The sequence below is a fragment of the Agarivorans gilvus genome (genome assembly GCF_001420915.1).
Classification (GTDB): Bacteria; Pseudomonadota; Gammaproteobacteria; order Enterobacterales; family Celerinatantimonadaceae; genus Agarivorans; species Agarivorans gilvus.
This window is the reverse complement of sequence record NZ_CP013021.1, coordinates 1,355,383-1,369,030: the sequence shown is the minus strand read 5'-3', so window position 1 is coordinate 1,369,030 and position 13,648 is coordinate 1,355,383. Positions and strand designations below refer to the sequence as shown.

General features: G+C 46.1%; 11 protein-coding genes. 3 read left to right on the top strand and 8 right to left on the bottom strand.

Annotated features, from left to right (window positions below; genetic code table 11):
* Positions 1-3 precede the first annotated feature (3 nt).
* Positions 4-942, bottom strand: a complete 939-nt coding sequence (locus AR383_RS06450) for a patatin-like phospholipase family protein (RefSeq protein WP_198150212.1) — start codon at positions 940-942, stop codon at positions 4-6.
* A 26-nt stretch (positions 943-968) separates the two neighbouring features.
* Positions 969-1,190, bottom strand: a complete 222-nt coding sequence (locus AR383_RS21705; protein WP_198150211.1) for a putative periplasmic lipoprotein — start codon at positions 1,188-1,190, stop codon at positions 969-971.
* Between the two features lie 480 nt (positions 1,191-1,670).
* On the opposite strand from AR383_RS21705, the gene AR383_RS06445 reads away from it, so the two are divergent.
* Positions 1,671-2,666, top strand: coding sequence for a branched-chain amino acid aminotransferase (locus AR383_RS06445; protein ID WP_055732388.1), 996 nt, complete (start codon positions 1,671-1,673; stop codon positions 2,664-2,666).
* A gap of 72 nt (positions 2,667-2,738) precedes the next feature.
* Here the strand turns inward: AR383_RS06445 and AR383_RS06440 are convergent, their stop codons facing one another.
* Positions 2,739-4,283, bottom strand: coding sequence for a methyl-accepting chemotaxis protein (locus AR383_RS06440; protein WP_055732387.1), 1,545 nt, complete (start codon positions 4,281-4,283; stop codon positions 2,739-2,741).
* Between the two features lie 543 nt (positions 4,284-4,826).
* On the opposite strand from AR383_RS06440, the gene AR383_RS06435 reads away from it, so the two are divergent.
* Positions 4,827-6,863, top strand: coding sequence for a methyl-accepting chemotaxis protein (locus tag AR383_RS06435; RefSeq protein WP_055732386.1), 2,037 nt, complete (start codon positions 4,827-4,829; stop codon positions 6,861-6,863).
* A gap of 3 nt (positions 6,864-6,866) precedes the next feature.
* Here AR383_RS06435 and AR383_RS06430 read toward each other — a convergent pair whose 3' ends face one another.
* From AR383_RS06430 to AR383_RS06420, 3 genes are all read right to left on the bottom strand, one after another.
* Positions 6,867-7,667 (bottom strand): substrate-binding periplasmic protein, encoded by an 801-nt coding sequence (locus AR383_RS06430; protein ID WP_188407324.1) that lies wholly within the window; start codon positions 7,665-7,667, stop codon positions 6,867-6,869.
* Positions 7,668-7,785: 118 nt separating this feature from the next.
* Positions 7,786-8,442: a glutathione S-transferase gene (locus tag AR383_RS06425; RefSeq protein ID WP_055732384.1), complete on the bottom strand. Its 657-nt coding sequence runs from the start codon at positions 8,440-8,442 to the stop codon at positions 7,786-7,788.
* Between the two features lie 121 nt (positions 8,443-8,563).
* Positions 8,564-10,558: a methyl-accepting chemotaxis protein gene (locus tag AR383_RS06420; RefSeq protein ID WP_188407323.1), complete on the bottom strand. Its 1,995-nt coding sequence runs from the start codon at positions 10,556-10,558 to the stop codon at positions 8,564-8,566.
* Positions 10,559-10,789: 231 nt separating this feature from the next.
* On the opposite strand from AR383_RS06420, the gene AR383_RS06415 reads away from it, so the two are divergent.
* A complete protein-coding gene (locus AR383_RS06415; protein WP_055732382.1) occupies positions 10,790-11,266 on the top strand; it encodes a hypothetical protein in 477 nt (158 codons plus the stop codon).
* Between the two features lie 31 nt (positions 11,267-11,297).
* On the opposite strand, the gene AR383_RS06410 is transcribed toward AR383_RS06415, so the two are convergent.
* Both AR383_RS06410 and AR383_RS06405 read right to left on the bottom strand, forming a co-directional pair.
* The gene (locus AR383_RS06410) at positions 11,298-12,011 is read right to left on the bottom strand and encodes a hypothetical protein (protein ID WP_055732381.1); all 714 of its coding nucleotides are present in this window, start codon (positions 12,009-12,011) and stop codon (positions 11,298-11,300) included.
* 64 nt (positions 12,012-12,075) lie between these two features.
* Entirely contained in the window at positions 12,076-13,644 is a 1,569-nt protein-coding gene (locus AR383_RS06405) for an alkaline phosphatase (protein WP_055732380.1), read from the bottom strand.
* Positions 13,645-13,648: the final 4 nt, after the last annotated feature.

Below are 13,648 nucleotides of genomic sequence, written 5' to 3'. Positions count from 1 at the left end.
AAACTAGTTTGGTAGTTCGCTTACCCATAGCTCCCCGCGTTGGGCTTTGCGGTAAGCATGTTGATACAGGTTGTAAATGTGCTGAGTATCAAACATCACTTTAGGTTTCTTGTAAGATACGAAGTCTGTATCGATGTAGGTTAAAGCAATTTCGAAGTTGTTTTTCTGGCTCATGTACATCATGCGGTAATAGTCGCCGCGAGCTTGGCGTAAAATGAGCGAATGTACACTGCGCGAAATTAAACCCACAGACTTATCTGGAACGGGTTGGTAGTCGTTGCTTAGCTCGCCATTTCTTATCACATATACCTTAGGTTTTTCGCTTAAACCTAATGCCTTGCTCACTTTTGAGTAGTCATAGCCAGAAGGGTCGAAGAACATCTGGTAACTCAAACCGCCATCGACGTGCAACTCTTCAAATTTTTCGCCTTGCTGGTAGACCTCAACAAACTGCGGAGGAAATACCCCTGGAATTGAGGCACTGGCTGCCAGTACTTGATGAATCAAAGCCTGTCTGTTGACTAAGTCGCTGGCGGCAATGGCGCCGATATTCCAAGTCATTTGCTCACCCGAGTCAAAGTGGGTAGTACCAATAAATAAGCGACGCCCTTGTTGATGCTGCTGCGCAATACGCTCGATCATATCGCTAGTGTAGGTTTCTTGAATTAACGCTAGCAAACTTTCTTTTTTAGCGAAGGCGTCTTTAAACAACACATTTAGAATGTTTTTCTTACCCAGAATTTTATCGTCGGTAATACTCAACATTGCTGTTTTTAGTGCCACAAAATCTTGCTCTTCACCGGCAAATACGAAAGGAGCAATCAGGGCACCCGCGCTAATACCCGTGATGATGGTAAATTCAGGTAATTGTTGTTGGTCGTGTAAACCCACTAGGGCCCCAGCCCCGTAAGCACCATCGGCACCACCACCTGAAAGGGCCAAGAAGTTAAGGCGCTCACCGTTTACCTTCAGGGGGTAGTATTGTTTTTCGACAGTAAAAATTCTGGCTGCTGATTAGCCCAGAAGCGTAAGGGTTCAGCTTGCACTTGGTTTTTACTGGCTAGTTCGGCGCTAGGCGCTACAGTCACCGTTTGAAAGTTGTCTTTATTCACCCTTTTTTCAAGAGGGTGAGTAGTCGAACAAGCGCTAAGTACAATTAAGCTAATTAATGCAATGCTTAAACGTTTCATGTTATGTCCTGTAAAGAGCTGTTGCTCTGGGCGAAAAAATTAAGTGGGACATCAGCCCCGATTGAATTTATGCGCCGATGATAGATGATGAATAAATAATCGATTAATCACTTATGTAGGATCTAACCCTCGTTGCTTATAAATTGACGCGAATTTGTGGTGATTTTTTAATTGCAGCAGGAGAATAGTTAAATTCTCTATGAGATTTCTAGCGGTAAAAGCCTTTTGCTAGGCGACATTTGCCTTGATTTATTGCAGAATATCTGTCTTTTTAATGGGGCTTATGCTTGATTGCAGAAGCGTAAAATTACATACTCATTGACCATTCTGCAGATCCAATTTACGGATGAATTGGCGTCGGTTGTTCAAGTTACTGGCTTCGATGGTATCAACTCGTTCTGTCCCCAGCAGTTTGCGACTTCGCTTATAAATAGTTAAAACAATAAAGGGCCTCAGCCCCAGCATATTTAGGAATACAACATGGCAGCATTTGGTACGGTTTTTATGCCACAAATGGCATTAGCAAAATACGAAGACCAGCAGTGGAGCGATAGTGAAATAGTCTCTTCCGATAGCATTAGTTTGCACCCGGGTGCACACGTACTTCATTACTCTAGTACCTGTTTTGAAGGGCTAAAAGCATTTCGTCATCAAGATGGCAGCGTGCACATCTTCCGTATGGATGCCAATATTAAGCGAATGGTTCAGTCAGCTAAGTTACTGAGCTTGCCCGCGTTTGAACCCACGTTATTAGAGCAGATGATTAAAGATATTGTTGCTAAGTTTGCTGCAGAGGTGCCCGAGGCCCCTGGCTCTATGTATATTCGCCCTACCTTTATTGGTACCGAACCTGCTATTGGTAAGGCAGCTGCCGCGACCAATTCGGCGATGTTATACGTATTGTTATCTCCGGTGGGAGATTACTTTGCTGGTGGTTCTAAAACCTTGCGCCTGTTGCTAGAAGAAAATGGCATGCGCTGTGCGCCGCACATGGGCATGGTGAAATCTGGCGGAAATTATGCCAGTGCTTTAGGCCCGATTACTCAAGCGCGTACCGAAGTGGATGCCGACCAAGTGTTGTTCTGTCCTAATGGTGATGTGCAAGAAACTGGCGCGGCCAATTTCATTTTAATTGATGGTGACGAGCTGATTACTAAGGCCTTAGATAGCAGCTTCCTGCATGGGGTTACACGAGACTCTATTTTAACGCTGGCGAGAGATTTGGGGCTAACCGTGAGCGAGCGCCAGCTGAGTGTGGATGAGTTATTAGAGCGAGCCGCTAAGCCGGGCTGTGAAGCCGCCTTATCTGGCACGGCTGCGGTACTGACGCCAGTTGGAACCTTAATTCATCAAGGTAAAGAACACACTGTGGGTAATGGTGAGGCGGGAGCGACTACCCTAAAACTACGTCAGGCCCTAAATGATATCCAGTGGGGAAATAGTGCCGATCCTCATGGCTGGCTAAGTAAAGTGTAACTTTACTCTTGTGAAATGCGAAACGGCCCGCTCAATGCGGGCCGTTGGTATTTATGGGCTTAGTAAGTTGCGCTAAGCATGGCTAAATTGTTTGACTAAGCGTTGTAGGCTTTCCAAACTGCCTACCAGTTTCTGAGTTCGTTCCACTGAGCTTTCCGATAATAGATGGGTCGAGTCGATAGCTTCCTTCATACGAAAGACATGCTGATTCATCCCTTGGGTCACTTGTACCTGCTCAATGATGGCCTGCGACGTATTCTCGCTTTGCTCGCCGATGGCATTTAAGTCATTCACTATCGCCTGAAAAGCCTGTTTACTTTGTTCTGACATGGTGACGCTGGTATCAGAGGCTTCAATGCCTTGTTCCATCAGTTTGCCGGTAGTATTGACAGTATTTTGCAGTATTTCAATCTTATTGCGAATGTCTTCTACCGAGTTACTGGTTTTCGCTGATAAGGCGCGGACTTCATCTGCTACTACGGCAAATCCTCGGCCGTGTTCACCGGCACGAGCCGCTTCAATGGCTGCGTTTAATGCCAAGAGATTGGTTTGTTCGGCAATACCTTGGATCATGCCTAAGATAGTTTCAATGCTATCTACATCGTTATACAACTGGCCTAAGGCTTGACGTGATTGGTCTAGTGTTTGGCTTAAACCATTTACTGTGGTCACCGTCTGTTCGATGGTGATTACACCTTGATTAGCTGTGATGCTCGCGTCTTGGGCAAATTCGGCACTTTGCTTGGCTTGCTTGGCCACTTCATCAATAGATGCCTGCATTTCTTCTGCCGAGACCGCCATGGCATCGGTGGCCAAACTCTGCTCATTCAGTTCATTGGTGATGGCCTGACTGTTGGCCACTTCTTGTTTGGCTGAGCTTAAAATGCCTTCCGAGGTTTCATCGGCGCGAGCGGTAACGGCTCGTAGTTCTGCCTTCTTCATTTGCATGGCTAATTCAATGGGTGATAAGTCATCGCAATAGCCGGTATAGGGGACTTCCATCAGTGGATTGTTGTAGTTGTCTTGGGCGGTTTGTACAAGGCCGCTTAAGCGGCTCTTAAAAGTGAAACCGCAAATTAAGCTTATAACTAACAAGGGAATCGCCACAGCTAAAGCCTGAGTGCTAGATATCACTGAAAATGCGTTCAGCAGTAAGCCAATAATACTGATGAATACACAATATAACTGCCAGTTTAGTACCGAGCGCCGACGTGTTTTTACACTGCCTTGCTGCAGTTTTTTGTACAGTTTAGCGGCGCGTGATATTTGTTGGTCGCTGGGTTGAGTGCGGACAGACTGATACTCATAGACTTCACCTTTATTGTCCAAAATGGGCGTGACAAAGGCCGAGACCCAGTAATGGCCGGATTCTTTACAGCGGTTTTTAACCAGTCCCATCCAGCTAGAGCCAGACTGAATATGTTGCCAAAGTTGAGCAAAAGCGGGTTTGGGCATGTCGGCGTGACGAATCACGTTATGCGGTTGCTCTAGTAATTCTTGTTCTTGATAGCCCGCTACTTTACAGAAGGCATCGTTACAGTAGGTGATATGACTGTCCGCAGTGGTGGTGGAAATCAGGTTATCACTATCTTTAAATCTAACTCGTTGGTCCGTCATTGAAAACACTACTCCTGAACGTCAATCCTAAGTATTAATTTGGCTTTCTGTTTGTTGTTTGGCGCACTTGGGGTTTCTTCACTTATGCTCAATCTAGTCTGCATTGCTGAAGTGGTCGAAGTCTATACGTAAATGATAAATTTTTATAAATGCTCGAGATTTGATCGTGAGTAATATTGCGGTAAATAGCGCTTAAATTACTTGATTATTTGAGGAAATGACCTAAAGTGCCGAATATTCATCTGAAGCCTGTTTGTTATCCAAGTCAAAACATCATTAATATGGCTTGGCCTTGCTGGATATTCGAAGTAAATGCTGTTTACGCCAGTTTTCGCTGATGTTTGTCTCTTACTCGCCTACTTTTTTGTGAACTTGGGCGAGTAAAGCTTGTTGAACTAAGCCTGAAGATATGGTCCTCATTTTCCCCCGTTGATTTGAAGCAATAAAATATTAATGAGAATAAGAATGATATTTACTTAATATTTTTCTTGCTTTAGTTTGACTTTTTATTGATTTGTCGGTTTTTGTTAAAGGGACGCTTGCATGTTGCTAGGGTTAAGGCATCGCAGTATTTCAACTCAATTACAGTTGGTTATTGGTTTTATCATTGTGTTGGGCTTAGGCTTAATGGCGGAGTTGGTATATAAACAAGCGGCTAAGGCCTTATTTGAGCAAACCATGGCCGACCATAAATCGAAGATCGAAGCGGTTGCGGCTATGGCTGAAGGGCAGTTTAGCTCGCACTTGGAGCGGGCCAAAAACTTAGAAGCCACCTTTAGAAATGGCTACCTCAAAGATTTGCAAGTGGCTGAGCAAATAGTCAACTTTGCCGAGTTTAGGGTTCATGATATTCACGTTCGAGGCACCAGTTTACTGGGCGATACTCGTTATGTAGACCGTTTTACTGCCGATACGGGGGCAGTCGCGACGCTATTTAGTGCTTCCGGTGATGATTTTGTGCGCATTGCCACTTCGCTGAAAGACAATAAGCAGCAGCCAGCCTTAGCTACGCGTTTAGGCACCGATCATCCAGCCTATCAAAGCCTAATTAACGGCCAGTCATTTCATGCCAAAGTGAAGTTGTTTGGCAACGACTACCTTACTTATTACCACCCCATTGAAGATCAGCAAGGTAAAGTGAGTGCTTTAAGTTTTATTGGTGTGCCCATCGGCCAAGCGACTAAAGAAGTTTTTGACCGCTTGTCGGAGATAGAGTGGGGTGAAACAGGGTATTCGATAGTATTGGACAATAGCCGTGCTGATTTACTAGGAGATGCGCTACTTCATCCTACTTTTAAGCCAGGAGAGTCGCTACTTCATACCGGTAACCAACAGCTGAATGAGCGATTAAAAGGCGTTTTTGAGCAAACTTCTGGACGCATAATTTACCCATATAGTTATCAAGGTAAAACCGGGGATAAATATTTGGTATTTACCGAGGTTAAAGGTTGGAATTGGAAGTTACTCGGCGGTACTTTTATTAGCGAAGTAATCCAAGCTAGCCACCATCTATTGATATTAATTGTAGTGATTTCTTTGGTAGTGGCTGTGGCCGTGTTAATCGGTCTGGCTTTATTGTTGCGCGTAATGATGAAACCGTTGGATGCGCTTAGTTGCAATATGCAGCGTATGGGAGAGGGTGAAATTAGTGTGCAGTTGGCCGCCGGGAAAGCAGATTCTAGTAATGAAATTGAGCGTTTAAATGCAGGGGCTCAAGAAATGGCGGCTAAGTTGAATTTATTGGTGGAAAATATTAGAGCTTGTAGTCGTTCACTCAGTGGAAAATCTGCCAGTGTATTCGCCGATGCTGAACATAGCCTAAACCAGCTCAATCACCAGCAAAGCCAAGTGGAGCAAGTGGCTTCGGCGATTGAGGAAATGTCTTCTTCGGCCACAGCGGTGGCTCAGCAGGTAGAGCAGATTGCTGATAATGTGCGGACAGCAGATGAGCAGTCCCGGCAAGGAACGGAGTTAGTCTCGAGAATGATTAGTGAAATTGACTTACTCAATCAGCAGCTTTATTCCTCTGCCGAGGCGATTGAGTTAGTCGGTGAACAAAGCAATAACATTCAAGATGTGACGAAGATGATCAACGATATTGCTGATCAAACCAACTTACTGGCCTTAAATGCGGCCATTGAAGCAGCGCGAGCCGGCGAGCAAGGGCGCGGCTTTGCGGTAGTTGCTGATGAAGTGAGAACCCTCGCGCGACGCACTCAGGAATCGGTGAAAGAAGTAGAAAACATTATTGCCAAGCTGCAAGTGAGCACGGGAAATGCGGTGAACATGATGAATGAAAGCCAAAAACGCGGCGCTAATTTTACCGAGCATGCGGGCCAAACCAATCAGGCCTTATTGGATATTAGTCAGCAGGTGGCTAACATCGCCAGTCAATCTGAGAGCATTGCGGCCACCACCGAACAGCAGGCCATGGTATCGCAAGATATTGCGGCTAGTGCGTCTAAAATTAGCCAGTTAACCAGTGATAGCCGCGATACAGCCGCGCAAACCGCGAGTAGCGCTACCGAGCTGCAGGGGTTATCGCAACAACTTAATCATCAGGTTGAGCAATTTCGTTAGCACTTAGTTGCGGTGAGGCGTTTGTGAGTAATAGCTTAACGAGGCTTGCTCTACCAGTTTCTGGTACGTGCCATTGGCACGCAGCTCTTGCAAGCCCTTATTAAAGGCTGCTTGCAAGAGTTTACCTCGAGTGAGATCCACCTTAGAAAATAATACGTGAGTCTCGATCTCTACAATGGGTTTGGGGTGATGCTTAAACTGTTCGGCTTGCAGTTCTGGAAATAGTTGCTTGAGTAAATAGTAGCCAACTTGAATGTCGGAAGGAAATAGGTCGATGCGTTTAGCTTGTAGTTTTTTTAAATTGAGGATATCTGAAGACACATAATCAATGTTGAGTTCGCCTCGTTTAACGGCTTGGTCAAATTCATAACCATAACTGTAGCCTTCGCTGCCTCCTATTCTAAAGCCCCGTAAGTCGCTCATCTCTCGCCAGTTAAAATTGTCTGCGGCACGGTAAAAGAAAACATAAGTATGTTGAAATACTGGTTCACTAAATAACATGGTTTTTAAACGATGTGGGGTTTTAGTCCAGATTACAGAGCCATCCACCCGGCCACTTTCGGCGTAGCGGTAGGCTCGGGCCCATGGTAGAAACTGGTAGTGAACGTTATAGCCTTGTAGGGCGAATGCTTGGCGAACAATTTCAGAAATGAAGCCCTGCTGGGCAAGATCTTGTGAAGTGAATGGCGGCCACTCGCCATTGGAAAGGGTGACTACTTGGTTTGCTGCAGAGACTTTTAATGGCGTTACAATGACAAGCAATGTAAGCAAGGTTCTGATAATCAGTCGGTAATAAGCAGACAAACAACAGCGCCCTCGATCCAATGAGTTTATGCTTAATTAAAGCAGTAATTATTTAATAGTGATAAGTTTTTTTAGTTATTACTGGTTTAAGTTGCTGTTTTTTTATCTAATCGCCTGCTTATTCGGCTGGAGTCCGAGCACTTTCTGGAAACCTAAACTGCTGTTGGCTATCCAGCCAGGTTGGGTATTTTTTCATGATAGAACGAAATAGTGCTGAGTCGATAAACTGCTTTAACCAAGCTTGAGTTTTAGGATAAGGCGCTTGCTCAAACCAATTTAGGTCCACCGAGGCAAATTGGCGAACAAAGGGAAGAATAGCCATATCAGCTAAACTCTGTTGCTGCCCCAATAGGTAGGGAGTTTGCTTTAGCTGCTGCTCTATATCGGCAATAAAAATTTCGGCTTGCTGGCGGTAGCTTTCGGGGCTTTGTTCTGGAAAACGCACCGCGTACTTATATTTGTCTAAGTAGGGTTTAAACTCTTGATCATTGCGAGTGACCCATTGTTGCCAGTTTTGTGGTGCGCTTTTTAGCCAGCCTAGAGGGTCGGCTTGGCGCAGGGCCCACAGCATAATATCCAAGCTTTCTTCCAGTACTTCTCCTGACTCTAGTTGTAATACTGGTACGGTGCCTTTGGGGGACAGCGCTAACATCTCCGCTGGCTTATGTTTGAGAATTATCTCGCGTAATAATACTGGACTGTGGCTCGCAGCTATGGCTAGGCGAGCGCGCATGGCATAAGGACAACGACGAAATGAATATAAAATGGCTGACATGATTTGCTTAGTTATTGGCTGAGTTGAAACCTTAGCCTCCCACTAATAGATTAGCAAGAGAGGCGGTTTTCATTAGCGTGTGTTAGGCGCTGAACATAGCGCTGAGCGCCTAAATTGTGCACTAAACTTGGTTGAGCTTAAATCGTGATAACTCGGTAAGCTGCTGCTGTGATTGCTGTTGCAAGGCTTCACTGATTTGTTGGTTTTTATTGGCATCGTGGCTGGCTAGCTCACTGAGTTCAACAATGGTGGTGACATTGTTGGCTACCTGTAGCGCAACTTGGTGTTTATCTTGCGCATTTAGGGCGATTTGCTCACTGCGTTGTTGAATGTTGTTGAGTAACTGAGCCACCTGTTCTAATTGCTGCGAGCTCTGTTCGGCCTCGTCAATACAACTGGCGACCATGGTTTCTCCCTGTAACATCATATCAGTGGTTTGTTGAGCTCTAGACTGTAATAGCTCTATCATAGCAAGTATTTCTTCGGTGGCTTCGCGACTGCGGGTGGCGAGGCTGCGCACTTCGTCGGCTACCACGGCAAAACCACGGCCTTGTTCCCCGGCGCGGGCCGCTTCAATGGCTGCATTAAGGGCCAATAGGTTGGTTTGCTCTGCAATGCCTTGAATCACGTCAACGATGCTGTTGATGTCGTCGCTTTGTTGTTTTAGCTCAGCCACCTGTTGGCTGGCATCGAGCACGGTGCTTTGCAATTGACTGGTGGTGCTAAGCGTAGATTGGGCCGCTTGATGACTTCGCTGGGTTAATTGCGTGACTTGGTTGATGTCATCACGGCTTTGCTGCGCTTGCTCTGATACTTCATTCACTCCTGCTTCCATTTGGCTCACCGCAGAGGCCACAATTTGGCTTTGTTCTTGCTGATTCTGCATGACTTGATGGGAGTGCTCACTGGTGCTTAACCCACTTGAGGCGCTGTTGGCTAGCTGTTTGGCATTATCCTTCATCTGGCTCAATAGTAGATTCATTTGCTCGCTTAAGCGCTGTAATTGATGGGCAATTTGACCAAACTCATCGTCGCTGCTGCTACTCATATCGCGGCTAAAATCACCTTCAACCATGGCTTTAATTTGCGCTAGGGTTTGTCCCAGTGGGCGTTTAATCTGCCGACTTACACTCCATGCAACTAGCACTGTAATTACAATTGAGATGAGCAATACCACGATGGTTTGAACACTGGCTGAACGAGAGCTGTGCTGGGCTTGCTGGTGGGCGGCAATAATGATTTGGCTGAGTTGCTCGGCACTTTGGTCAAGTAACAGCAGGGCCTGATCGGTTAACTGATTTAGCTGTAATAGCTGAGCGTTTTGTATGCTAGTGAGTTGTTGCTGACGTTTTAGCTGGTCAAATAAGCCCTGCTCGGCGAAGGCTTGTTGTAATAGCTTGAAGTAGTTGCTGAGTTCTTCGGCACTATCAGGGTCAAGCTTAAGCAGCTGTTGGTACTTGTTGTTTAACGACTGCTGGTAGCTTTCTATTACACTCAATTGAGAATTAAATTGCTCTTCACTAGCGGCATATAGCAATTTCTCTAAACTGGCGGAAAAAGCCGCAATATCGGCTTGCATACCGGTGACCAACCACTCGGCGTTTTCATCGACCATTTCCATTAAAAAGGCCATGTCATCTTGAAAACTTTTCCATTGGTTACTGAATTGCTGGCTAGAGGCGGTGATGTTCTGCTGAGCCTGTAGGCCTTGGTTGTTTAATGTTAGCTGCTGTTGGCTGGTTTGTTCTATTTGGCTGACTTGTTGATTTAACTGGCTTAAGCCTTCGAGGATTTTGGGGTAGCTTTGGCTAAGTTCGCTAAGCGCTTGCATACGTTGTTGATATTGCTCAAATAGGCTATTGAGCTTTTGTTCTATAGCTTGGGACTGCTCAAGGTCAACGCTGCCACTATGTAGGCCGACTTGGCGAGCCGCATTCAGTAAAATCCCCGATAGTTGATTGGTGCGTTCTGCCATGGGGGCGAGTTTACTTACGGTGATATTGAGTTGGTTTTCAAGTTGGCGCATGTTGAACTGGCCAATCAGTGCCACCACTATCAGTAGTGTTAACAACACTGCAAAACCCAACAGCGTTCTGGTGACAACGTTTAATTTCATAGTACAAGTCCCTGTAAAGCGAATAGTTGCCCCGCTTAGCTGCGCTTTAATGCTTATGATTTGCGCCTTTGCTAGTCCAAGAGCAATGAGTATAACTACCATAAATTTAGCCATATTGACCAGATATATGTTGGTAAACGTGGCATAAGTTGGTTAATTCTGATGATTTAGGTTTATAGTTTAATATATTGAATTATAACTAAGTTTTTAAAACTAGGGACAGCCAATACGATGTTAGGGAAAGTTAAGAATCAAGTCTGTGTGGGTGTTTTAGCCTTGCTTTCGCCATGGGCGCATGCGCTTGAGTGTTCAAGCGAGGGCTTTGCCGAGGCCTCGGCGTTAAATCGCCAAAGCCATGCCAAGGTGCAGCAATTGAGTGAGCAATATGTTGAGGTATGTTCTTGGCAATTTAGCCTGCCTAAGCAGCAAAGCTGTCAGTTGTTTAAAGATAAGAAGAAGCAGTTTGAGCAAGTGAATAATCGCCAGCTAGAGCTTGTTTTAGCTGGCGCTAATGCTGCTACCGAGGCCTGGTATCAGGTGCATGAAGCCTGCGCAGAGGCGGGCAAACGAGAAAATTCAGCAAAAGCCTTTCAAGCTTACGAAAAAAGCTTTAGTGCTTATCAACAGTTAATATCGGTAGTTGAGCAACAGTACCAACAGCAATGCTATCCACAACTGAAAGCCAACATTAAGCAGTATTGCAAATAATCGTGTTGGCCTGTGGGTTTATGTTCAGGGCTTAGTGGCTATGAGCTGCTTGAATCACTTTGCCATTACTGTCATACACGCCCGAGGCGGCATGCTCGATAAAGCCTTGGCGGATCATTTTGGCTAAGAAGGGGTCATTTTCGCTGTCGCCCACATCGGCATAGTCAATAGAAGGATAGCTTAGCCACTCGGCAAGCGCTTGCTCTATAAAAGCGGGGTCTTGTTTAAGACTTTGCAAAACAATTTCATGGCTTTTAAAACCTTGTTTGGTCAGTATCCGCTGTGGCAATTGATATTCTGGCAACCAGTCTAGCTCGACATAAATGTCAGCTAGCGTACCTCGATAGAAATCGACCTGTTTGCCTGCCTGTGTTTGGCTATCTACTCGCTCTAAGCTGCTTAGCCAGCTTAATGGATGGAGGTTTTCTATGCTGTCCCAAGAGCGAATGATATTTAAACTACTTAAGTCGCTGGGCGGGTAGTAAACCGAGCGCTGGTCGGCAGTAAAAAAGCGGTAAAAGTGATGGCGTCCGTTGGCGCGTTTCTGCCAGTACTCAGCTGTTTGCTTTTGTGGGTAGATGGTGATGACTTGTTGTTGGTTACGAGCAAAACTAAAGCTTGAGCTTTGTTTTTCAAATCCTTTTTTTTGAGTATTGCTATATTCTGCCACCACATCGGGAAGGGCAAGGCTTGCGAAGCTAGCTAAGCCGAGTATGGCGCTGATTAATAGTTGTTTGAATAACATCGGTGGTCCTTAAGCAGGGGCTAAGCCCCTAAAATATCTATCTTGTTAGTCTTAGACTAAGCTGCTATTGCATGGCATCTGCGCGAGTCATTAAGTTGCCGGCAAAATTCATGATGTGGAATATTTCGTTTTGTTCCATGGTGCCTCGAACCAAGCTTGATGCTGGGCCTTTGGCATAGACGGGAACATCTTCGCCGGCGTGGGTTTCGCTGCTCATTGGTACACTGGCTTGTTGCTGGAAGTCTAGCGCTTGTACGGTGGTTGAGTTTAGGCTAACTCGCTCGCCATTAACGAAGGTGTTTGCTGCACCCGGACCGTTGGTGTAACCCACCGTGGTGTAGGGCTTATCATCGCCAGCCATTTGTAAACTGCCATCTTGGTTTTCAACTAAACCTAAAATGGGGTTACCACGGCGTGGATAACCAGCAATGGTGAATACATGTGAATGGTCGGCGGTAACTATAATCAGCGTATCTTCGTCGTTGGTGAGTTGGTCGGCTTTAGCCACCGCATCGGATAGGGCCAAGGCATCTTTTAACGCTCGCTGGGCGTTACCACCATGGTGAGCATGGTCAATGCGCCCTGCTTCCACCATTAGGAAGAAACCTTGCTCATTGCTTTGCATCATTTCAATGGCTTTTTCAGTCATTTCCGCCAGTGATGGTTCGCTGTCTTCACCATATTTAACGCGGTCGGCTTCATAGTCCATGTGCGAGCTATTAAACAAGCCGAGCAATTTGTCGCTGCTGTTGGGGTCAACGGTAATAAATTGGTCGCGGTTGTTTACGTAACTGCCGCTCGGGTTGGCAGCAAGCCACGCCTCGGTTAAGTCTTGGTCAAGACGGCGTCCGCCGTGTTCACTGGAAGCAAAGTTACGCCAGCCGCCGCCAAGCATGACATCGATGCCGCCGCCGACACTGTAGTCGATCATTTGTTTGGCGATATCAACACAGCCTGCGGCAACTTGAGTATCATTTTCCCAGTTACGCTCGGGTAGCTTGGCATAGGTAGCCGCTGGGGTAGCGTGAGTGAGCCTAGCGGTAGACACAATACCGGCTTTCATACCGGCCATTTTGGCTAGATCTAGCGCTGTGATTAGCTCTTTGCCGTTAGCACTGGCACAGTCACCGCGGCTGGCTGTGTCGGCAATGCTGATGCCGCCAGCAAAAGACTTCACTCCACTCATCATGGCGGTCATGGTGCCGGCTGAGTCTGGCGTTTGCGCATCGGTATTATAGGTTTTGGCAAGACCAGTAAACGGGAAATTCTCGAAGCTCAGTTTGTGTTCTTCACCACCTTCGGGGTTAAGCATCTGTCCTTCAAGAATGCGCGCTGCAGTGACGGTAGACATGCCCATGCCATCACCCACAAATAAGATGATGTTTTTTGCATGGCCTTGGCCATTGCTTAAGGCGCTACTGGTTTCTGCTTGCCAAGCACTTTTGGCCGAGGCTACAGCGTCAACGCCGGCGTTATACCAACTATTAATGGCACTTGGATTGCTGCTTTGATTACTCGGTACACTCCATTCGCCACGTTGTGGAGCACTAGTGGTGTCATCATTACTATTACAGGCGCTGATTAGAACGCTTGAGCTTAAGGCCATTGATAAGGCTAAAAATTTAAGTTTCATGGTA

Coding starts and splice junctions, on each gene's coding strand:
- AR383_RS06420 (WP_188407323.1), bottom strand. CDS start 10,558: ATGAAATTAAACGTTGTCACCAGAACGCTGTTGGGTTTTGCAGTGTTG.
- AR383_RS06415 (WP_055732382.1), top strand. CDS start 10,790: ATGTTAGGGAAAGTTAAGAATCAAGTCTGTGTGGGTGTTTTAGCCTTG.
- AR383_RS06425 (WP_055732384.1), bottom strand. CDS start 8,442: ATGTCAGCCATTTTATATTCATTTCGTCGTTGTCCTTATGCCATGCGC.
- AR383_RS21705 (WP_198150211.1), bottom strand. CDS start 1,190: ATGAAACGTTTAAGCATTGCATTAATTAGCTTAATTGTACTTAGCGCT.
- AR383_RS06445 (WP_055732388.1), top strand. CDS start 1,671: ATGGCAGCATTTGGTACGGTTTTTATGCCACAAATGGCATTAGCAAAA.
- AR383_RS06405 (WP_055732380.1), bottom strand. CDS start 13,644: ATGAAACTTAAATTTTTAGCCTTATCAATGGCCTTAAGCTCAAGCGTT.
- AR383_RS06440 (WP_055732387.1), bottom strand. CDS start 4,283: ATGACGGACCAACGAGTTAGATTTAAAGATAGTGATAACCTGATTTCC.
- AR383_RS06410 (WP_055732381.1), bottom strand. CDS start 12,011: ATGTTATTCAAACAACTATTAATCAGCGCCATACTCGGCTTAGCTAGC.
- AR383_RS06435 (WP_055732386.1), top strand. CDS start 4,827: ATGTTGCTAGGGTTAAGGCATCGCAGTATTTCAACTCAATTACAGTTG.